The sequence below is a fragment of the Snuella sedimenti genome, from assembly GCF_016428595.1.
GTDB classification, from domain to species: domain Bacteria; phylum Bacteroidota; class Bacteroidia; order Flavobacteriales; family Flavobacteriaceae; genus Snuella; species Snuella sedimenti.
Window position 1 is genome coordinate 90,857 of sequence record NZ_JAELVQ010000011.1, and the last position, 24,772, is coordinate 115,628.

A 24,772-nucleotide genomic window follows, 5' to 3' on the forward strand; every position below is an offset into this window, starting at 1 on the left:
TTAATTATATTACCTATAAAGCGTAAAATGGCCGACAAATTCGCGATCGTCTTTTGGATCATTTAGCTTTACAACATACCAGTAATCACCCGAAGGTAAAGGAGCACCACGGTAGTTTCCATCCCATTTTTCTCCTACGCGTAAAGTGGCTATTTTACGTCCATACCTGTCAAATATATCAAAGGTCATATCCTTATATTGTGAGGTACATCCTGGGCCCCAACCGCCATTTTGTGGCACAAAATAATTTGGGATACATACATCGATATATTCAAAATATTTGGTAGCTGTAGCCACACAACCATTACTGTCGGTCACGGTAACTGTATAATCTCCGGAGGCGTAAATAATAAATGTATTTTCACTTCCATACGATTCACCATTTAAAGTGAATTCATAATTACCAGTACCACCTGTGGCTACGGCTACGATTTCATTTAAGCCACCGTTTTCCAGCACAAGTTCTAAAGGTTCATATTGTTCAATATCAAAGTTTTCGGTTCTTTGTATACAACCATTTATATGTCTAACATCAATAAAGTGATCCAATCCAGCTGGTACGTTTATAAATACGTTACTGGATTGGTATGGCCCACCATTTAATGAATAATCCAATTCAGAAGGATCCGTTATGCTTTCATCAACTTCTACGGTAACAGTATTAGTAGACATGTTGTTAGTACATCCATATTCGACGATGGCCACTGGCTCAATTTTAACCGATTCAGGGAAAGTAATGTTCCATTCCGATTCACAGCCTTCACTATCCATAACATATACAATATGGTCGCCTCCACTTAGGCTGCTAAAAGTAAATGGTGTGTTTTCTAAAACACCTGTAGTGTATGTGCCATTAATATCGTCTAAGGCAACGCTATAAGGAGCTGTGCCTCCAGAAATTTCAATACTAAACGCTCCATTCATATCGCCATCACAAATTTCTGGAATGATGGAGTTTGGAACAATGTTAAGGATTACGGGTGTTGGCTCTACAATGGTAATATCTTCAAGTATATAACACCCTAATTCATCTTGTACGATCACTTGATAAGTGCCTGGGAAAAGATCATCAAAGATAGGTTCATCAAAAAACTGATCCATTTGAGGGGAAATTGCATATTTGATAATGCCTGTTCCTCCAGAAGCTATTACCTCTATTATCCCGTCATTAGAACCATTACAGGTTACGTCTGTAGTTATGAATTGTGCTGTTAATGGCTCTGAAGGTTCAGTTATGGTAACAGTAGCTGATGTTACGTCACAATCACCACTCTCTACAAAAACCTGGTAAGTGCCTATAGGTAATCCTGTAAAGACACCTGGTGTGTCTTGGGTTACTGGTGTAATATCATTACCCGAGCCGTCTTGTAAGGTATAAATATAGTTTCCTAAACCGCCTTGCGCTTCTGCTACAATAACACCTGTACTTTCGCCAGCACAATTAATAGTTGCATTGGTTGTGTCTAAATTTACAATTAGCGGTTCTAATGGTTCTATGGTAATTTCGTTAGAAACAGTAGCTATACAACCATTCGTATCCCTTACATAATAAACATAGGTGCCAACTGGTACAGAGAATGTGACATCCGTAGAGAATGATCCTAGAACAGTGTTGAGGGTTATATCATCACTATATTCGTAGGGGCCTATCCCTCCTACTGCACTTAAAGTTAGTGTCGCTTGTGTTAAACAGGTTTGTGAACTTGCCTTGACTAAATCTGCTACCAATTGAGAAGGTTCAGATATAACGATATCGGCTGTAGTAAATTCACAATCGTAACCATCAGTTACAGTAACGTTATAGGAGCCAAATCCCAAACCAGTAAATATAGGAGACGTTTGTGGTCCAGAAGAACTAGGTGTTGGTGCAGTTCTGTTTAAGGTATAGGTATAGTTACTACCTTGTCCGCCAGTAACATTACTAACCGTTATAGTTGCATTAGTATCACCAAAACATGATAATAATGTTGGAGTTGCCGCTATTGTAGCATCAATAGGTGTTGGATTTACTAAGCTTACATTTGTTGAAGCGATACAGCCTTTACTATCTCTAACGCTAACAATATAATCTCCTGCTGTTAGTCCTGTAAAATGATATGTTGCGCTAAATGCTGTAATGATTGTTCCACTGGTTAACTCTAACTGGTACTCATACCCTCCTGACCATCCACCTGTGGCACTGGCAGAAATGGTTCCGTCGTTGTTACCGCTCACACAGGTTATTTCTGTATGTGTTTCTGTAATGCTTAAAGCAGCTGTAGGCGCTGTAATGGTAAAGTTTTTATTAATCGTACAAAATGGTGTGTTGGTTAACGTTGCTGTTACAGTATAAGTTCCTGAAGCTAAACCAGAAATTGTAATTGGCCCGGCATTGGCAGTTGTTCCAGAGGCAACAGTAGCACCTAAAGCATCTACTACATTGTAAGTAAAGGGACCAGACTCGTCTGTAGGTGTTGGCACACGATCTATGAGCGTTACATTCACGCTACCATCGGTATCATTAAAACAAGTAACATCAACCACAGAATCTATTGTTAAATCAAAGGTATTAGGGTCGTTTACATAATGTACGGTTTGTAAACTACACTGGGTGTCTAAGTTTTCAACGGTAATGATATAATTACCTATTGGCAATCCAGTAAATATGCCTGTTGTATTTGTTTGATTAGGGAGTACACCATTCGCATCTTCTAAGGTGTATTCCAGATTGGTTGGTGTGCCGCCTGTACTCGTTACCGAAACAGTAATATCTTCATCATTAGTACAAGTAATGGCATTATCAATATTAACGGTTAAATCTTCTAAAGCTATAAAAGGTTCGATAGTAGCTGTTGTTGATCCAGAACAGCCATTGTCATCATAAACATTTATGGTGTAATTACCGCCCGATAAATCACTTTCGATGTAAACATTGCTAGATCCAGACTGTACAACGGTTACGCCTTTTACAAATTCATAAATAATGTAGGTTCCAGAACCACCAGTTATACTATTTACTGTAATACTCGCAAAGTTTGTTGTATTCGTACCTGCAGTACAAGCATATTCTACTACTGTTGGAGCGGGAACTACAATGTTATTAGGTTCGCCTACAATGACATCTTGAGTTGCGATACAATTTCTTCCTGAAGTTACTTGAATGGTGTAAGTTCCTGGTGCTAATCCTGTAAATACATTAGAAGTTTGAGGCGCTACTACAATAGGAGCGGTAATTTCGTAGGTATAAATAGGATTGTCATTATTGGCAGGTAAGTTTACTGTTATACTGCCATCACTTCCTCCATTACAGCTTACATCTGTCGGTACTGGTGTAAACGTTACTGGTGTGGCAGCATCCAAAGTAATAGTTGCATCTTTTGTACAATTAGTGACCGTGTCGGTAATAGTTACTGTATAGGTTCCCGATGGCACACCTGAAATGACATTTCCAGATATACTTCCAACAGACGGACTTATACTGTATGTATAATTTCCAGAACCTCCAGAACCTGTTACCGTAATTACACCATCATCATCTGTACAACTAGGTAAGGTTGTAATGGATGGTGTGAGGTCTAAGGACGGATAAATAGTTATTGATGTTCCGCTAACAGCTGTACAACCGTTTCCATCCCTTACGGTTACAGCATAGGTTCCGGGTGTGGATACCGTAAATGTTGGACTCGATTGAAAGCCATTACCAATAGAATATTCAAATGGCGGTATTCCTGTTGTACCTGTTACCGTAAATGTATAAGGATCGCCATTTAAATTACATTGGTTATCAGCAAAAGTTGGAACTGTTACTGTTGGTAAAGAATCTGTTGAAATAACAACATCTATTTGAGCAGTACATCCGTTTGCATCTTGTACCCAAACATCCCAATCGGTATTGGTTGCAGGATCTAAAACAGCTGTATTGTTATTGGTGTAATCCGATACAGTTGGAGCAAAACCGTCTATAACAAAAGCATATTGATATGGTGGTGTTCCATTGCTTGCTGTTACGGTTACCTGGGCACCAAAATTACAAGTTGCATTGATATTATCAGCTTCAATAAGGGTTAATGTAGCTGGTTCACTAACGGTTATTGTAACTGTATCGGTACATCCTGTTGTATCATCTGTTACCACTATGGTTTGATCTCCTATTGGCAGCCCTGTTAAATTAATTGTAGTAGCAGTTTGTCCAACGATAGCAACCCCTCCATTAATTGTGTAACTATAGGTTCCTGAGAAATTTGACACTGTAAAGTCAACAGCTCCATCTGAACCGCCATTACAACTCACATCATTAACCAATAATCCGGATACAGTAATATTGGTTACCGGATCTACAGTAAATGATTCTGTATAATAACAACCATTGGCATCAGTTACGGTAAATACGTAGGTGTCTGGAGCTAAACTTGTAAAGATTCCAGAGGAAGCTCCTGTTGTATTACCTGTCGCACTTGCCGGTGAAATTATTTCATAGCTTAAAGGGGCGACACCACCAGTTGGTGTTAATGTAACATCACTGGTTAGTGCTATACAAGTTACAACCGTAGATGAGAAATCCAAATCCGTAGGCACGTCTAATGCAGGAATATTAACATCTATAGGCGTTGCAATAATACAGCTATTGGCATCTTTTATGTAAGCTGTTACAGTTCCTGCAGCATATGTTGCATAGGTGTTTGTTGAGGTGTAATTAACACCACCATCAAAACTATAAGTATATGGGGCTGTACCTCCACTACCTGTAATGGTTACTATGGCTGGTTGTGTTGCGTTTCCAGCACCACAGGTTAACCCTTGGGTTAAACTGCCTGTTCCTGCCACAGCAGTAGGATCGTTAATAGTCACAGGTGTTGCTGCCGAATCACAATTTTTACTGTCTCTAACAACCACATTGTATATGCCTCCTGATAGACCGCTAAACACATTGGATGCTTGGAACGTAGCACCATTATCGATACTGTATTGATAGGGGGCTATACCATTGGCCGCCGTTATAACAATGCTTCCGTCGGAGCCACCGTTACAGCTCACATCTGTATGTATTTCTGTAAGTGTAGGCGTTGTGTTTGGTGTGACTGTAATGACATTAGATATCGCTTGACATCCTTGAGAATCTGTTACTCTAAATTGATAAGTCCCATCTATAGTAGTGGTATATGGTGAACCAGCTATAACAACATAGCCACCACCATTATAACTAACTTCATAAGTGCTGTAGGTACCGGTTCCTCCACTAGCAGTAATAGTAATACTGGCATCAAGGGTACAGGTTAAATCTTGTGTCATGTTAGCATCCAATAATAATGGAGGTTCTACAACATAAGTTGTAGAAGCGATACATCCATTACCATCTTTTACGCTCACAGTATAGGTACCTGTCATACTAATGGTAAATGTTGAACTGGTTTGGTAAGCACCACCGATACTATAGGTTAGCGGACCAATAGCACTACCAGTACCTTCAACCAACGTGATATTAAATGGCGTACCATCAAAACATTGTTGGGGTACAGGATCGATTGTTGGAGTTGGATCTGCCGCTAATGTTATATCGTATTCCCTAATACAGTTATAAGCATCTTTTACATAAACGGTATAAGCATTTGCCGATGCAGTAAATGTATTTGCACTAGCCCAACCCCCACTTGATGCCGTTGGAGCTGGATCTGATTCTAATAATAACTGATATGTATATGGAGCAGTTCCATTACTGGCAGTAGCAGAAATAATACCTAATTCGTTACAATTTTCATTTTTTGAAACAGAGGCAGTAAGACTCAAATCTATGGTAGATTCGGTGATGTTAAAGGTAGTTGTTGCAATACTACATCCCGCATTTGTCGCTCCCACATCTTCTGTTACTAAGACAAAGTAATTACCAAATGGCAAGGGTCCTAAATTAGACACAGATAGTGTTCCATTGGCAGGCACTGTTCCTGATCCGGTAATGCCTGTTGAGGCTAATGATTGCGAATTAAATATTTCGAATGTCACATCTGTTGACGAACCATATATACTTGTTATATCAAAGCTTACATTACCATTGGCACTTCCCGTACACGTAATATTATTTGAAACGAGAGCACTAGTTGTTAATGTTGAATTGGTTGGTACAGGCGCATTTGCAATCTCATAATAATAACAGCCGGTTAGTTCATCGAAAACAATAAACGTATAAGTCACACCGGGTATTAAATTAGTAAATGTTGTTTTCTCACTTCCCGGAGCATCCTCATCCTGCCATGGTGCTGTAGTAGGAGCAGTATAGGTCATTCCTGGGCCAGAATAAATAGCAAAATGGTAGGGGCCTGAACCGCTCAAGGTTGTTCCAATAGACACTTCTGCAGTACCTCCACTTATACAATCTGCGGTAGTATTTATTAGAATATCTAGGTCATCTGGAGGAGACGCTACTAAAATATCTTGAATTAATACAGAACAGCCATTGGCATCTACTATATTGATTTGATACAATCCAAAATCAACAACATCAAAATTAACGGATGTTGAACCAGTAGCATTTAATTCTGAATTTGAGTAGCCATTTACGCCTGTCACATAATAATTGTAAGGAGCTGTTCCTCCTGTTACGCCATCTACAATAACAGACCCTTTAGACACACCACCAGCCTGACAGGTTATTGGTTCTGCATGATAAGTAGGAACTAAAGGAGTTGGTTCACTAATAGTAATGGTATCTGTATCTGTACATCCCCTGGCATCTGTTACGGTAATAGTATAATCTCCAGCGGCTAAACCAGAGGTTTGTGTACCGTAGTCGGTTCCAGTTGTATCATTATTTACATTAATAATAAAAGGTGGTGTACCAGATGCGTTATCAATCGTAATTTGAATAGCTGCTGTTTCTTCACTATTACATGCAATAGATTGGGTTTCTATTACGCTAGTAATTGAAGGGTTAGTAGGATTCGTGATAGTTATTGCATTTGTTTCTTGGGTACATCCATTAGCGTCCGTAACCCTGAATTGATAAGTACCTGCACTAGTAGTTGTATATGTAGACCCAGCAATGGGTGAATAACTACTGCCCCCATCAGTACTTACTTCGTAGGTATAAGGAGGGTTGCCACCCGATACAGATATGTCAATACTTGCTTCTTGCGGTAATGAACATGTTAAATCTTTTGTTAGAAGTGCACTGGTTGCAATTGGCGGAAAAACGTCTGTTTGTGTAGCGCTCGTTGTTGTACATCCATTAGCGTCTCTTACTGTAATGGTATAGCTGCCTGCAGCATTTACGGTAAATGTTGGACTGGTTTGGTAGGATAAGCCACCATTAATGCTATATGAAAGTGGAGCAAGCCCTGTTGCCGTAACGGTAAAGGTAAACCCAGATGAAGCAGTACATTGATTCGATACCGTTGGTGCGGTTACCGTTGGTAATGGATCTTCTGTAATTGTTACAGCGGTCATTGCTGTACATCCATTGGCATCTTTAACGTATACATCCCAAACCAAGTTTGTAGCAGAATTAGTATCTACAGTTATTACATTACTACTATTATAAGTTGTAGGCGCAGGAGCACCTGTTATTACAGCAGCATAAGTGTAATTAGGTGTTCCCCCAGAAGGTGTTACGGTAATTTGAGAATTATCTTCATTACAATGTACATTCGTCGCCGTTGCCGTAAGACTTACGGGGTTAGCCGGTTCCGAAATAGTTATGGTTTCATTGGCTGTACATCCTGTGGTTAAATCTGTAACCTCTACGGTATAACTACCTGCTATTAGATTGGTTAAATCGATGGTGTTTCCAGATTGCACTAATGTTCCTGAGCCACTTGTTAAAGTGCTTGTATAACTACCCGTATATCCAGAAACTGTGAATTGTATAGCTCCTGTATTACCGCCGTTACATAATACATCACTTAACTTCAATCCTGTTATAGCTATTGGTGTAACAGGATCTATAGTATAGGATTCTGTATAGTAACATCCGTTAGCATCGGTAACCCTAAAAATATAAGTACCTAGGCTTAATCCTGAAAAAGAGTTCGAAGCTTGTTTTCCAACTATAATAGGAGATGGGGCGATCGTTTCATATTCCAATGGACTTACACCATCTGTTGCGGTTACTGTTACTGTTGAGGTTGTTGTTGTACAGGTAACATCGGTTGCGCTAAAATCTAAATCCGTTGGGGGATCCAATTGTAATATCGTAATAGAGCCATTATCGGTACACCCGTTGGCATCTTGAACAGCATAGGTTATGGTTTGATCGGTTCCATTGTCGTTTACTGTTAAGGTATTATTAGAGCTAAAACCAGATCCATTGAAACTGTATAGATAAGGAGCCGTTCCTGTCGAGGGAACAGCAATGGTTACTGTTGCCGATTGTTTTGTGTTGTTAGCATCACAACTAAATGTTGTTGCACTTGCTGTAGCAACTAAAGTGGTAGGCTCTGTTAAGGTTACCGTACCATTAAAAATACATTCATTAGCATCTTGTACTTGGTAGGCATAAGAGCCAGCTGCCAATCCAGTATATAGTGATGTAGAGGTAAACGGGCTTCCTTCAAAACTATAGGAATAGGGGCCTACACCGTTGGCTGGTATTATTTGTACAGATCCATTAGAGTCTCCATTACAACCCGGATTCACGGTTGTAGTGGTTGCCGTGGGATTTTCTATTGGATTGATAGTAATTACATTCGATACTGCCTGACAGCCATTAGCATCGGTTATTTGAAATTGGTACGTGCCATCGGTTCCAGTTGTTAAGGTAAAGGTGTTTCCTGTTAGGTTTGGTGTTCCCGAACCTTGTATTAATGTTACAGAGTATGGTGGGTAACCGTCTGAAATAGTTCCCGTAATTACCGCATTGGGAGACGCCGTACAGTCTAATGCTTTTGTTAAAACGACATCTACGTTTACTTGTGCTGCAATAGTCTCAGTTGGTAAAGTAACAGTACATCCATAGGCATCCCTTACGGTTATATCATAATTACCAGGGGTTAGATTTGTAAAACTATTGCTAGATTGGAATGCACCACCGTTAATGCTATATTCATAGGGTGCTTGGCCTCCAGATGCCGTAATTTCTAGTGTCGCTCCGTTACTTGTATCATAACAATAATCGGCATTACTTATAGATGCCGTTGGCGCCGTTGGTGCTATTAAGTCAAGTGTCGTTGTTGCCACACAGCCATTTGCATCGGTAGCTCTTATGGTATAGTTTCCTGCAGCTACATTCGTTAAAATACCGTTGCTAGGGAAATTTGCGATTAGGTTTAGTGTATTATCTAATAATTCATAGGAATAGGCAGGTGTTCCGCCTGTTGCTGTTGCGGTAACGGTTGACCCATCAAGACAGGTTACTGGTGTTCCAGAAGCATTTACTTCTAATAGCGTAGGAGCAACAATATCATGATTAAAAGTAAAACTACAGGTATCAACAGCATCCTCATAGCGTACCTGAATGGTATAGCTGCCTGCTGTTAGTCCGGTAATGGTGTAAGGAGATGTCATTTGGGTATTCCAATTCACACCGTCTAAAGAATATTGAAAACCATTAGCAGGATCGAAATTTTGGGCAGCAATAGTTATAGTTCCGTCTGCTCCTGCCGAACAACTCACATTCGATGTTCCAGTAACATCAGCAGTAAAGGCATTGCCCGAGTTTACAACAAAAGGAAAGTCTACCTGTTCTATACAAGTTACAGGAAGCTGGTAAACACTAATATCGTCTATAAGAGCATCATTTCCGAAATACTCAACGCTTCCAGAGCGTATTACAAAGGTTAAGTTGGTATTGTTGCCTGGGTTGAGGGTTAACTGACTAAAATTCCATTGTTCGTTTTTAGGAATAGTGCCTGTAAATTGTTCGGCTATTACGGTTCCTGAGCCATCTACCAACTGTATTCTGAAATCTGGATCATCCTGAACAGTATAAACAGATCGCATTAAGTTTGCTAAATAGAGATCTACTTTTATATCTTGATTGGGAATAACATCGTTTATGGGTTTGCTATACAATATACCATAAGGCCCTGCTGCAGATCCTATGTTTACAAGCAAAAATCTACCGTCTGGATCGGCTCCGTTTGTAGTATGGTCTTGAAAGTGATACCATGCACCAGAATTGTTAGATGAGGGGTCATCAGATCTCCAGAAAAAACTGGCTACAGAATATTGATTATCTTCTACAGAGCGTGTGCCACAAGGATAAGGAGGGTTTACACGTTGGTCGTTAAAACAATAAGCACTTGCTATTCCCGGTGAAGTAGTTGGTGCCCCGCTTCCAAAATCTTCGTTCAACAAATTACTATAAGTAGGAACGGTCTCCAGTTTATAAGTAACAGTTACAGTATGTGATCCTTCAGAGACATCTAAAAAGGTTTTAGGATCTGCTGTATTGGGGTTTTCGGCACCGTCCAGCAAATAGGTGTAAGTATAAGAATTAGATCCTTCGTTGGTTACTGTTACTGTTGCGTTGGCTGTGCCATCACAATTAAAATCTGGATCGGAAACAGTTATGGTTGGAGGTACTGGTTCTGGATCTATAATAATGCCTGGCATCGCATAAATACATCCATTTGCATCCCTTATATACAGTGTATAAGTTCCGGGAGCGACATAGGCTTCATTCGTGCTTGTCCAAGTAGCTTGGTTGTCAAAACTGTACTCGTATGGAGGGGTACCTCCTTGTGGGTTTGTAATGCGTACTTTACCTTCACCATTAGGACCACAACCTGCCAATTCGGAAACACCAGCTGAGGCCGTTAATGCTGTATCTGGCTGTGTTATGATTATATCTTCAGAAGCACTAAAACACTCGATACCATTCAATGAATATTTAATGTTTGTTGTGTAAGTACCAGCAGTAAGGTTGGAAAATGTCGGGTTAGATTGGTATGTAGTACCATTATCTATACTATATTCAATGGTATATCCATTGGCATTGGTAACATTAAATTGTATTTGTCCCGTATTGTCGCCGTAACATAAAATATCAGTGTGCGATATTGTAAAATCTGGAGCCGAAATGGCTTCAACGGTAATGGATGTTGCTGTGCTACAGTTGTTGGCGTCTATAACGGTGATATTATAATCTCCAGCTGTAGGCACTGTTATTATTGGACTGTCTTGAGAAATGGTAGCTCCATTTACATAATATTGGTAGGGAGGTGTACCACCTTCGGGGTAAACAGTAATTTCGCCATCTGTACACGTTAGAGGCCTTGTAAGTGCTACTGTAGCGGTTAATACCGGTGGATTTATTATTTCTATATCACTTGTAAAAAGACAACCATCATCGGTTGATACTGTATAGGTATAAGTCCCAGGATTAAGGTTTGCAAAAGTATAATCGCTGTTTGTTATAGGGCCTACACTGTTTACTAACGTTCCTCCTTCCGAAAGACTATAGTAGTATTGTGGCAAGCCATTGTTTACAGCTAATTGGATGCTTCCTTTATCGCCATTACAGTTGGGTTGTGTAACTACGGACGATACCGAAACGTCTCTGTCTCTTACATAGATATTAGGTGTTTCAAAAATACAGGGGTTGGTATCGACGCCCACTTGTCTAATATAAACAGTATAGTAACCAGCAGTATCAATAGAAAACACATTGGACGATTGATAGGAACCACTAGGATCTAAACTGTACTCATAGCCAGAGGGAACACCTCCTACGGTAATCTCTCCTAGTGTATTACATATAATATCTTTGGCAATAACAGTTGGGTTTAATAAGTTTTGATAGACATTAAAATAAAATATGCTAAAACAACCTCCCGGGTAGTTTATTACAATTCTAAATTCACCTGCCTGATCGGCTGTATAATTAGGGCCGGTACCAACCTGGTTCCATGTACAGGCATCATTTTCATTGGCACAATCATCAACAGTAACAGGGTCACAACTAGTTTCATCTAGTTTTTCCCAAATTATGGAAACGGCATCGCTTATGCCTGTTGTGATTGCTCTTGTATCGTTAGCGCCACATAGAAAAATATAAGGCAGTACTTTTCCATCATTTGGACAAACAGGTGTTTGGTCGGCAAATGGAATTACCGGGTTAGTAATGGTGTTACCATATGGAATTACCGTAATTTGTTCTACTATTGATATACAAGTAGCCGATGTTGTATTGGTTACATAAAAGGTTCCTGTGCCTGTAGCAGTATAAGTTTGCCCAGTACCAATTACGGGTGTGCCTGTTGGGCTTGTAGACCAAGAATAGCTGTCGTATCCATCGGCAGCTGTTATAACGACACTATTTCCACATAATACCTCTGTTCTTTCGAAACTACAATTTGAAATATCTACCAAGAAATTAGTAGACCCCGGAATACCCAAACATTCGGTTGTAGCAAAACTACCTTCATCTTGAATCCAATTGGTATTAATAACCCCTCTGTAAGTTGCAAAGGCCTGATTTTGGATTTCATTAGAACAGGCTTGACTTAAGTCGTAACAATTGGGGACTACACGAACAGCCAAGCGGATGACAAAGGCAGGGTCGTTTACTTCTACAGATGCATCTGGAATACTAAAAATAAGAGTTCGCGTTGCTGGGTCGTAGGATTGTAAGGTTGCCCCACCAGCATTGGTTAAATCAATGTCAGTATCCGGATCAAAAATAATGTTATCGGGAAGAATGTCTTTAATCGTAAATTCAGTAACGTTATCATTACCCGTACTTTGAAACGTTATTTCATAAAAAAGGTTTTGGCCTAAGTTAACATCATCACCATCAATATCATCACCAGAAGTATCTAGTACCACTTTGGTAAGGTCTATATCGGGTGCAATAATATCTACTGCAAAAGCACTAAGAAAAGCAAATATAGGGTCGGCTTGTCCTCTAGCTACCTGTAATCTAAAATCTGCTGAAGAATCATTGTTTTTAATAAATTCCGGTTCCGAATTTAATATTTCCAAAAAACCTGTGTCATAACCTAAAGTGTTTGAGCTATTAGGATTTCTAGGATTAGATACGCCATTGGTGTTTTCTATAACCGATCCAAAAAACTTATTGGCAGACCTTAGAGGTGTTGTAACTTCTTTACCGTTGATTTCAAGTTTGGTAGCACGCTTTGTTCTATCACCATCTAATACAGCATAGGCAAATTGTAGGTCTATATTACCCGCTGGGGGTGTTGTAAACCCCGTAACGGGAATTGTTTCTTGGTGACCATCAAAAATATGACTGAAACCGTCAAAAGTTGTAAACGATTTAGTATGTAGTTCGGGGTCTTCATAAATTATTATAAGTGTCCAACCGGCAGCTAGACCTGTAGAATTATTAAAACCTAAGCTGGATGTTACATTGGCTAGGGTATACGTTCCTTCTATATCCGATAAGCTGGATAGTAAGTCTGTTACCTCGGCATAGCAAGCATAAGGCGTGTTTCCTGGTTCGCCTGTTTCTGCAATAATCGGATTAACAATTGCATCATAAACAATTTCTCCAGTAATATCGGTATAAGTCGTACTTCCAGGGATTTTTAGCTTAACATTGTTTATATCGGTTCGACTCCCACTTTGTAGTATGGCACCCCAGTATAAGCCTGCATAAGCCACCCGGTAACAATCGGTGGCGCTTCCATCTTCGTGATCAGGTAATAAGAGATCGGCACTACTGGAACTAAAGGTTGATGTATCGCCATCAATATCAATATATTGCATTGAGATGTCTTGGTTGTCTTGAGTAGCATCGTTAAAATCATTGTTGTCTTGGCCTAGAATGCTATTGCCTATCACAAGCATACTTCCTTTTATATCGATATTTTTTCTTACGGAGAAAGGCTCGTAAGTTTGAGCCATACCATTGATACATAGTAATATAAATAGAACAACAAATGCGGACTTATAAATAGTAGGTTTTTTCATAGCAGTAATATTTTGCATTGTCTTTCCTGTTGGTACATTTGGGGAAAATTACTTTTACATGTTTAATTTTCTATTTTAACCATTGACATCTTACCATTATACGGTTTACTTCCTTTTAACTGTAAAGCTTGATTAGCAGCTTCCAAACTACTGAATTTTTCGTGGTAAATATAGTATTTACTTGTTTTTACATCAAAGAAGAAGTTTATATCACTTTGACCAGCTGCAACAGATTTGGTTAAGAAGTCATCTCTTTTAACCACATCGCTGTGTACAGCAATTACAAGGTAATAACCACTTTCTGTATTTTTAACGTTAGTTAAAATCTTTATATTGGTTCCCAGATCTTCTCCAAAATCAAAGTCTTCAACTGTTAGGGGTACAGTACTTAAAGGCGTATTTTGTTTTATTTGATTTAATGCCGCCATGTCTTTCATGTATTTTACTTCTTGATTGTCGTAAGAAGCACGTTTTATACGTCTTTTTCTCTCTATTTCTGTGGCTACTTTAATAGATTCCAATTCAGTTATTAAACTTTCTTTGGCTTGTTTAATTCTAGACTGTTCTTTCTTTAAATCTTGTATAGCGTTTGAGTAAAATATATTAGTGGCATCGTTTTTACTACGTACCTTTTTTAGCCTTTCACTATAAAGATTTTCTAGTGTCGTAATTTTTTCTTCTTGTGATTTTATAACTACATCAATCTCTGATGTTAAAGCTTCTAAAGCTCTGTTTTCGGCTGTTACACTTTTAAATGGTTTAGGGGCTACATAAACGCCTTGTTCACTTAAATCATTTTCTTCTTTTAGGTCTTTTAGGTCTTGTTCCTTACTGGCAATGGTTTCTCCTAATTTAGCCATTAATTCTTGTTGTATTAATTTGGAATCCCTAGCCAACTGGGTTATTTTGCTCATAGCATCGGTGTTAGCATCAGTTGACACTGGAATCACAAATTCATCATCTACTTTATTTTCAGAGGCGACCTTTTCTTCTTCTTCTTCTTCTTCTGCAGCTTTAGTCTTAGCTAGCGCTTCTTCTTTAGCTTTGTTTTCGGCAGCTATTCTGGCATTTTCTAAAGCTTTAGCCTTGGCAAGTTCTTCGCGTTTAATTCTAGCTGCTTCCTCTTGTTTAGCTTTTGTTTCAGCAGCAATTCTAGCTTCTTCTAGGGCTTTAGCTTTGGCAAGTTCATCTCGTTTTATTATAGCCGCTTTTTCTTTGGCTTTATTCTCGGCAGCTATTTTGGCATCCTCTATGGCTTTGGCCTTGGCAAGTTCTTCGCGTTTAATTCTAGCCGCTTCCTCTTGTTTAGCTTTTATTTCAGCAGCTATTTTAGCTTTTTCTAGGGCTTTAGCTTTGGTCGCATCTTCTTGTTTGACTTTCGTTTCAGCAACCAATTTTGCTTCCTGTTCTTTTTCTATTGTGTTGGATTTGGCAGCAATTCTGGCTTCCGCTTCTGCTTTTTGCTTAGTTCTAGTTGCTGCTTTGGCCGCCGCTTTTTCTTTTAATTGTTTTACGGCTTCTGCTTTTTCTTTTTTCCTTGCCTCTACAAGTGATTGTCTATCTGTTTTAGTATTTGTGGTCTTTTTTGGTTTAGCAATAACTCGTCTTGACTTTCTTGATGGTGTAAAAAGGGCTTGTTCGTCATCGTCGCCATTATAGTTATACCTAGTCTTGTTTTTAAATTTATAAGCTAATGTGATCTCGTGGGAGTTACCAAAGGTTGACAGATCACCTACAGCCTGCTCATAATTATACTCTAGGGCTATTTGAGAGCTAATGTTGATGCCTATACCGGCAGATAGCCCATAAAGGCTATTGTAACCAGCTTGCCCCCAAAGCCCTTTGGGTATGGAAAGCATTGCGACACCAGAAAGAACGGTTTTGTTGGTCTTAAATTCGGATCTTGCTAAAAACGAAAACTTGCTTTCATCAAAAAATCCACGGGCATTCATATAACCAGTATACATTATATGCCCTTGAATACTTTGTTCTGGATTGTCCTCTATTAGTTTTGAGGTTTTAAAATTATAAGAAACAAGGTTGTTTACCGATACACCAAAATCGAAAAAGGCGGTACCGTAATTTATCCCAGGGTTTATGGTTACTAGTGTATTGGAAGGTATATTATCCAATGAAGAATCTGGAAAGTTTGTTATGATTTTCCCTCTATTAATGCCACTTTGATAGAAACCTAAGTTCACTCCAAAAGTTAAATTGCTATCCCTGTTAAGGCTAGCATTATAGGCAAAGTTTAAAATACCTCCGTAGGTGTTCAGTACACCATGGTTTTGTTGAAATAGTCCAATACCAGCCCCTATACGTTCTTTAAACCTACCGGCATAACTGAACAAATAAGTTTGAGGAGCATCATCAAATTGAGCCCACTGTTTTTTATTATAGAAACTTAAATATTTGTTTTGTTCTCTAACAAAACTAAAGCTTGGATTTATAATATATCTATTAAATTTCAATGCGTTTCTTACAGGTAAAGAAAGCGCTACCACACCATCTTCTTGCGCATAGAAGTGTTGTGTTAAACACAATAATATAATGATATGTAATAGATATATTTTCATTCTATTTTATGACCGTTATCGATCCTTTCCTTACTTTTTTGTTTTGTGTTGTGATAACATAGTAGAAAACAGGATTGATATCTGTAAAAATTAATTCATTTGTGGGCCAGTTATTTTGATAATCGTTTGTTTGTAGTACAATCTCTCCTACTGAACTTAGAATCAAAACTTCTGTATTTGTACCATTTACATAGGCTTTAGGAATAACCCAAGTATCGTTTTCACCATCGCCATTAGGACTTATAACATTGGGTATTTTAGCAACGTCCGGATAAGGTTCACTAACAGAGAAAGTCATCTCATGTGAGGCAACACATCCCTCGGTTTGGGTAATAACAACTTTATAATTGCCTATTTGTGAAGCTTCATAACTAGCACTTGTAGCTGTTGGGATTAAGGTGTTATTATGGTACCACTCAAATTGTGGGTTCATGGCATTGGTCGATACTGTTGCGACCACTGTTTCTCCTTCTTGAATGGTATTATTGTCTTGAACATCTATGCTGCTATTAAAGCCTGTCGTTTCAAGGTCAATAGAAGCATTCGTTACACAGTCCCCTAGGTCTATAATAACCGAATAGTTTCCAGACTCACTGGTAATATAATGTTGATTTGTGGCACCTTCTATTTCATCACCATCTTTATACCATTGGTAACTATTACCATTAATGGTGCTTAAGGTTGTTGCGCCCTCACTGGAGCAATAAGGATTGCCTAAACTGGAATTGATTGCTGTAGTACTCGATGTGGTTGCTTCACTTACGGTAACTCGGTTAGAATACGAATTTGAAGTACAGCTACCATAATTCGTTTCAACAAAATAGGTTCCGGCTTCAGTTACTTCCAAACTGGACCCTGAAGCAACAAAAACAGATGTAGAAGTATTGGTTTCGTCTTGTTTATACCAGTTAAAAGTAAGGGATGGGTATTGTAAAGGTGAATCGTTATCTCCAGAACCAGGGTTGTCTATAGTTAATAAGTAGCTCTCACCAGCACAGTATACCGCATTTTCGATCAGATTATTAATGGAAAAAGGTGTATCCTGTATTTTATAGTAAGCCGCAAACGCATTCGATGAGGTACTTGTAGCAACAGGAGAGGTGCTTTTAATTCTAATTTTATAGGCTTCTCCCGCAGTAGTATCGGGTATTGAAAATTCCAGAGTAGCTGGAGAGCTAGTAACAGCGCCTTGTGTAGATGTGTAAACGACTGTTGGAGTGCTAAAATCTCCTGTTTCATCCGATAATTCAATAGTAAATTGGTTTGTTGCTGTTAATTCGGTTTCTGGAGAAAAGCTAAACGTAACATAATAAGTATTAAATGTGGCCCCGGCACAAGCTTGACTAAACCCGAGGTTAGGTTTACTAATAACAAGTTGAGCTCTTATTGTTCCAGTAAAACAAAGAAAGAGTATAGCAGCAATTTTGATAGTAGTAAATTTTCTCATACGATATTATTTTCTTAAATTAATTTCTAGAAACAATTATCGGAACTAACAAGGCTTTATGCTAGAATTAAAATTACTTATACAATTATTGCTGGCTTATCAAAAAAAAGAATTTTAAAAGTAAACTTGAAAGTATAAAGAAATTCCCAGACTCGTTTTAATTAAATACTTACCTAATAGTTTTGTTACTAGTCATCAATGCCTAGATCCTCCGACGCAAAATATTCTTGTGGCGCAGGTATTATCCTATTAATCCGTAATCTAAAATCGGGTCTTTTATCGTTCTTTAAATCGATAAACGTTTCAGAATTTGAACTTTTAGAGTATACATTAAAAAACGCACTATTTCCATACCAATTCTCTAAGTCTTCATTATTTGAATTATTTTCAACAAAAATATTCCCATTACAATTGTTAAAATACATATCGGTAAACTTGATTTTTTCCAAATTTTCCTGATTAATAGCAATTTTATCTTCTAGTATTACGGCAGGGTTAAAACCCGAAATAACACTTTTGTTCATATCAAGGGATGCATTTTCTCCAACAAACAAGGCTTCTTTCACTAGACCTTTTTCCATATCCTCCTTTAAATTGTTACTACTGTTTACCAACGTTAGGTTTTTAGCAATTACTGAGGTTCCCTTTTTAGTGAAGTCTACTTCTTCTCGCTTATCATAAGAGTTAATTTGCATGCATCGAGATCCACTACTGCTAGAAGTATAAGGCGAACGAACTGCCAGGGAATTATGTAATTGCGATTGGGTTCCAAAATTAAATTTAAAATCGTTGTTGCTTGCTTTATAAGAAACAGCTTGATTTAACTTGACTTCTCCGCCCCATATTTCAAAGGCGTTCCCAGAAGAATAGCTTACCATGATGTTTTCCAATACGGTTTCATTGCCTACTCCGGCCAATAATAATCCATTAAAGTAGCTTTGTCTCCCTACTCGTTTTCCAGCGTACTCAATTCTTACATAACGTAGAATGCCTGAGTTGCTTTCGGCATTTGCACCACCATAGTTTGTGTCTCCATATGAGGAAGGTGTAAGGTGCGGATAAAATGAAGCTACCGAACCGTTGCCAAACCTATTTGTTGGAGCATCACCAAGTAAAATGATACCTCCCCAGTCACCTTCTTTTTTAATACTTCTGTTTGAGGTGAAAACAATGGGATCTGTTTCTAAACCGTCTGCAATTATTTTAGAGCCCTTGGCAATTGTAAGGGAAGCTTTAGATTCATAATCACCTATTATTACGGTACCTGGTTCTATGGTAAGCGTAGCGCCATTGGTTACGAAAACATTTCCCATTAATAAGTAGATGTCTCTTTTTAATAGCTTTGTATCTTTTGTAATGTTTCCGGCTAATATTTGTGTAGGTGTATCATAGTCTTGAATACCGGGCTTAAAATTTGTCCAATTATGTAACCAATTATTGGAACCAATTATTCCTTTTTCCTGTTGAGCGAAAACATTTCCTATTATTAGTAGAAACACGCATGCGATTTGGGTAACGTTTTTCATGGTTAAAAATTTATCATTAAAACAATAATATATTCATCAATTTGAGTCTTCAAATATATAAAAAAACCTATGAAATACCAATTATTTCGATAAAATGCACTAAATATTTAATATTTGTAAGAATATATGTGTTATATTTGCATCTGTTTACAAATACTGAGGTAATTATTGCACATAGTGCTAGTATTTACAGTTTTACGTATTGTAAAATTTTGGCTTCACAAATTGATATTTTAGACATGTTTTTTATAAAAAATAACCTACTTTCTACAGAAAATAGGTTAAAGATCAAAGCGTTAATACCAAACTATACTTTGTGTTTTTTATTGAAACGATGCATCAATTAAATTCAGAATATTGATGCAATAGTTTCATTGTTTCTTCGTAAAATAGAATTGCAGATATTAATTTATTGGTATCGGAATAGGGTAATATCATTTTTTGAAATTCAACGGTGTTTTCTAGAAAATTATCTGTCGCTTCAAATTGATTCTCTAATGCTTTTTTGTTATCGTTGTTTTTTGGAATACCAAGAGTCGCCATAGTTACACCTGGTTTCGTTGCAAATGCTATATAAGGTAGTATTTTAATAAGGCTTTCTGTACGTTCTATATACAATGCTAATAACTCTCCTTTTTGCATACGTTCCAATTCTTCTACATTGTGGTATTTTTTTATAGCGGCTCCTTCTCTAATAATGCTTTTGGGACCTTTATTTTTTTGCGCATAACCAATACCGGTCATAAAAAATAGGCTGAAGCTAAGTAAAATAAATTTCATTTTCATATCTAAGACTTAAGGGTTAACAAAACAAATCTATGTAATTAATCGTTAAAAAAATCATTTCATCGGGTATTTTGATCAAAACTTGAATTTAGAGTTATTGTTTTAATTCATGCATAATATTGAATTTATGGGTTTTCCATATTTAAGATCGTTTAGGCGCTTCTTGTTGTTTTAAAATGCTGTTAATAAGTGTTTTAAGTACTGTTGTTTAGAGTGTGATCTAATATATAACATTTCTGGTTAAACGTATTTTTTGTTACTATTGAACCCCAACAAAGGGATAATTAAAAACAATAATTCAGTATTTCGTCGATAAAAATAAGCATTTTAACGATATAAAGTAAATTTTTTTTTTCGATTGAGCAATTTTTTTTCAAACTTAGAGTAAAAAGCATACATGATTTATAGCACATATTGCCCGTCTTTGTATCTCAATTTTGCTTAATTTTGCCCAAATCATTAGAAGTTACATGGTGAATGACAATAAATCGCTCAATTTTTTAGAGCAAATTATAGAAGAAGATTTAGCCAATGGCTTATCAAATAATAAATTGCGTTTTCGGTTCCCTCCAGAACCCAATGGATATCTACACATAGGACATACCAAGGCAATAGGAATTAGTTTTGGGTTAGGTGAAAAATACAATGCCCCAGTAAATCTTCGTTTTGACGATACGAATCCAGCAAAGGAAGAACAAGAATATGTAGATGCTATAAAAAAAGATGTTGCTTGGTTAGGATATACGTGGGATAAAGAATTGTTTTCTTCTGATTATTTTCAACAGCTTTACGATTGGGCCATTATCCTTATTAAGAAAGGAAAGGCCTATGTCGATTCTCAATCCAGTGAGGTTATGGCTGAGCAAAAGGGAACACCAACACAGCCCGGTGTAGATAGTCCATACAGAAATAGAAGTATTGAAGAAAACTTGGACTTGTTCGAACGCATGAAGCAAGGAGAATTTGAGGAAGGAGCACACATACTACGTGCAAAAATAGATATGAAGCATCCCAATATGCTAATGCGTGATCCTATTATGTATAGGATATTAAAAAAACACCATCATAGAACTGGAAATGATTGGTGTATCTATCCGATGTACGATTGGACGCATGGTGAGAGCGATTATATTGAACAAATTTCACATTCTTTATGCTCTTTAGAGTTTAAACCCCATCGGGAACTCTATGATTGGTTTTTAGATCAAATAGTGGATGTTAATAAGCTTAGGCCAAAACAGCGTGAGTTTGCACGTTTAAATCTAAGTTACACGATAATGAGTAAGCGTAAACTGCTTCAATTGGTTGAGCAAGGTATAGTATACGGATGGGACGATCCTAGAATGCCTACTATTTCAGGTTTGAGGCGTAGGGGGTATACACCCAAAGCGATTCGACATTTTGTAGAACGTGTAGGTGTAGCCAAACGCGATAACGTAATTGATGTTTCACTTTTGGAATTCTGCATTCGAGAAGATTTAAATAAAACAGCTCCAAGGGTAATGGCAGTTATGGATCCTGTTAAGCTCGTTATTACTAATTATCCAGAAGGTAAAGAGGAGTGGTTAGAGGCAGAAAATAACCCTGAGGACGAAAGTGCTGGTTATAGAAAGATCCCTTTTTCCCGTGAATTATATATTGAAAGAGATGATTTTAAGGAAGAAGCCAATAGTAAGTATTTCCGTTTGACTTTAGGAAAAGAGGTGCGACTAAAAAATGCCTATATAATTAAAGGAGAAGACGTTGTTAAAGATGCCCATGGCAATATTTTAGAAATCCATTGTGTGTATGATAAAGATACTTTAAGCGGAAGTGGGACCGAGGCAAGCTTACGAAAAGTAAAAGGCACATTACACTGGGTTTCCATTCAGCATGCTTTAAAAGCAGAAGTAAGGGAGTACGACAGGTTATTTATGGATGAGGCTCCAGATAGTCATCAGGATAAAGAGTTTATGGAATTTTTAAACCCTAAATCCTTAAGAGTGATTGAAGCTTTTGTTGAACCAAGTTTAAAAGAAGCGAAAGTAGGAGAGCGGTTTCAGTTTCAGCGTTTGGGATATTTTAATGTTGATGATGATGCCTCTGAAGGCAAGTTGATATTTAACAAAACGGTCGGATTACGGGACACTTGGGCCAAACAAAAACCTAAAGAAGTATCAAATAAGCCTCAAGTTAAAACGCAACCTAAGAGAAAAGCTATTGATGTTATTCAGCAATTGGGTAAAAAGTATACTAATTTACCAGAAGCGAAGCAACAAAAAGTAAAAGCTGAAATTCAAGAATTGGCAGAACAGGTAAACTATGAGGAATTAGAGCCTTTATTCAATACCGCTGTTAAAAAGGTGGGAACGCGTATAGCTGTTGCTATAACGCTTGATGTTTTGCTAAAGAAAGGCGTTGAGCGTAATGATGAAATACACAAATTTATTACTAAAGCACTAGAAGATAAAAACGATATTTTGGTAGCCGAAGCCCAAGGTATTATATAAAAATATTGATTTTCAAGAAGCTAAGATGATGTGTGTAAGATAAATTTTATTACATTTAGCTTACTAACTAAACATTTTTTATCATGGAATTTAATTTTTTAGCACTCTTAGCTTCAGCAGCTTCTGCTTTGGTAATGGGATTTATTTGGTACAATCCAAAGGTATTTGGTAATGCTTGGATGCAAGCAGCCGATATGACCGAAGAAAAAATGAAAGGCGCTAATATGGCGAAGATTTTTATTTTAGCTTTCGTCTTTGCTTTCTTTTTAGCCTTTGCTATTCAGTTTTTAGCTATTCACCAAACAGGAGCCATTAGTATGGTTGGAGGCGATGTTGAAAATGCTTTGCCATCGTTTGCTGCATTTATGGAAGATTATGGAGATGCATTTAGAACCTTTAAGCATGGCGCATTGCATGGTGTTATTGCTGGTATTTTTATAGCTTTACCAATAATTGGAACCAATGCTTTGTTTGAGCGTAAGGGCACTAAATATATTTTAATAAATAGTGGCTACTGGATTGTAACATTGGCTATTATGGGAGCTATAGTTTGTGGGTGGAAATAATTTTGTAATTTTTTAGCATATTTAAAGACTGAAAGGTTTCACTTTCGGTCTTTTTTATTGGAAACATATCGTTTATTGGAAACATACCATATTTATTATTCTTCCGAAGACTTGCCTAGCACATGGAATGACCTTGTTGGGCATGATATTTTTCTGCAGGCGTCTTATTTACAGGCGCTTGAAGAAGCATCGCCAAATAACATACAACTGTTCTATATAGGGGTTTTTAAGGATGATAATCTTGTTGGTGGTGCTATAGTACAACGGGTACAGTTGTACCTAAAAGATATGTTTAGGAAAACAAAAGTGTCCTGTGTAAAAGAATTTGTACAAGATCTTGTTTCAAAAGTGCTAAAAGGCAATATTTTGGTGGTTGGTAATTTAACCCATACGGGTCAGCATGGGGTTTTTTATTTAAAGGACAAAATAGATACGGCCAGATATTTAAATACGGTTTCTGATGCTTTAGAAGAGCTTAGAGAAGAAATTAAAGCAACCCAAAATAAAAAAATTCGAGCCATTTTGTGGAAAGATTATTTTCTGGACGACCCTATTCATATTGAAGAGGGTTTTTTTAAGAAGCAAATGTTGTACAAAATAGTAGTGCAACCTAATATGATCATGCCTGTTAGGCAACAATGGCAAAATTTTGGAGATTATGTGGGTAGTTTAACTAAAAAGTACAGAGATCGCTATAAACGGGCCAGAAAGAAGTTTAATACGATTCATATTACAGAATTGGATTTAGAAGCTGTTTATAAAGAAGCGCCCAGGTTGCATAAGCTGTATCTAAATGTGTCTAATAATGCTAAGTTCAATACATTTTTATTACCAGACAATCATTTTTACAGCTTAAAATTACGATTGGGAAATCATTTTAAAATATTTGGTTATTATATCGATAATGAGCTCGTTGGTTTTTATACACTATTGCTTAATAAAGGTGATCTCGAAACTTATTTTTTGGGTTACGACAAAGAGCACCAATACCCAAATCAGTTGTATTTAAATATGTTATATGATATGGCTCAATATGCTATCGAAAATAAGTTTTCTACGATTGTTTATGCTAGAACAGCTATGGAAATTAAAAGTTCGGTTGGTGCAGAGCCTAAAGCTATGGTAGTGTATTTAAAGCATACAAATGGTGTTATGAATACGGTTTTAAAGATAATTTTTTGGTTAATGAATCCTAAGCAAAAATGGAACGAACGACATCCTTTTAAATAGCCTTTAATAAGTGTTTTATTTTTAGTAACTTAAGGGTAATATTTTTAAAAGGATGTATTATGGGATCTTCAGAAGAAACACTGTCAAAAATATCGAAACTAACTAGGGAAATTGAAACGAATTATCCAGGACTCTACAAGTATTTGGATGAAAGTCCGATGACAATTCCTAACGAGGCGCATCCTAATATCGACGCGGCTTCTATGGATGAGTATTTAGAGACTTTAGAGCGCCTTTTAAGCGATTATAAAGGAGAGCGTGAATAAGCAAAAAGCAACCGCTAAAACAAATGTTTTAAGCAGTTGCTTCT

Annotated in this window: 9 protein-coding genes; 4 read left to right on the top strand and 5 right to left on the bottom strand. The window is 37.4% G+C overall.

The features are described 5' to 3' along the window. Window positions 1-9 precede the first annotated feature (9 nt). From JF259_RS10145 to JF259_RS10165, 5 genes are all read right to left on the bottom strand, one after another. Window positions 10-13,842 carry a T9SS type B sorting domain-containing protein gene (locus JF259_RS10145; protein ID WP_199115208.1) on the bottom strand — a complete coding sequence of 4,611 codons (13,833 nt, stop codon included), beginning with the start codon at window positions 13,840-13,842 and terminating at the stop codon, window positions 10-12. 62 nt (window positions 13,843-13,904) lie between these two features. Then, window positions 13,905-16,418: a PorP/SprF family type IX secretion system membrane protein gene (locus tag JF259_RS10150; RefSeq protein ID WP_199115209.1), complete on the bottom strand. Its 2,514-nt coding sequence runs from the start codon at window positions 16,416-16,418 to the stop codon at window positions 13,905-13,907. A gap of 1 nt (window position 16,419) precedes the next feature. Next, window positions 16,420-17,865 (bottom strand): T9SS type B sorting domain-containing protein, encoded by a 1,446-nt coding sequence (locus JF259_RS10155; RefSeq protein ID WP_199115210.1) that lies wholly within the window; start codon window positions 17,863-17,865, stop codon window positions 16,420-16,422. A gap of 188 nt (window positions 17,866-18,053) precedes the next feature. Continuing rightward, on the bottom strand, window positions 18,054-19,391 hold the full coding sequence (locus JF259_RS10160; RefSeq protein WP_199115211.1) for a hypothetical protein: 1,338 nt from the start codon (window positions 19,389-19,391) through the stop codon (window positions 18,054-18,056). A 339-nt stretch (window positions 19,392-19,730) separates the two neighbouring features. Continuing rightward, window positions 19,731-20,177 carry a hypothetical protein gene (locus JF259_RS10165; protein WP_199115212.1) on the bottom strand — a complete coding sequence of 149 codons (447 nt, stop codon included), beginning with the start codon at window positions 20,175-20,177 and terminating at the stop codon, window positions 19,731-19,733. Window positions 20,178-20,647: 470 nt separating this feature from the next. Here JF259_RS10165 and JF259_RS10170 point away from each other — a divergent pair, with 470 nt between their 5' ends. The 4 genes from JF259_RS10170 (at window position 20,648) to JF259_RS10185 (ending at window position 24,728) form a co-directional block, all read left to right on the top strand. Then, a complete protein-coding gene (locus JF259_RS10170) occupies window positions 20,648-22,666 on the top strand; it encodes a glutamine--tRNA ligase/YqeY domain fusion protein (protein WP_199115213.1) in 2,019 nt (672 codons plus the stop codon). Between the two features lie 83 nt (window positions 22,667-22,749). Next, window positions 22,750-23,232, top strand: a complete 483-nt coding sequence (locus tag JF259_RS10175) for a DUF1761 domain-containing protein (protein WP_199115214.1) — start codon at window positions 22,750-22,752, stop codon at window positions 23,230-23,232. Window positions 23,233-23,307: 75 nt separating this feature from the next. Then, window positions 23,308-24,462, top strand: coding sequence for a GNAT family N-acetyltransferase (locus JF259_RS10180; protein WP_199115215.1), 1,155 nt, complete (start codon window positions 23,308-23,310; stop codon window positions 24,460-24,462). Window positions 24,463-24,521: 59 nt separating this feature from the next. Next, complete coding sequence (locus JF259_RS10185; RefSeq protein WP_199115216.1) at window positions 24,522-24,728, top strand: hypothetical protein; 207 nt, start codon at window positions 24,522-24,524, stop codon at window positions 24,726-24,728. Window positions 24,729-24,772: the final 44 nt, after the last annotated feature.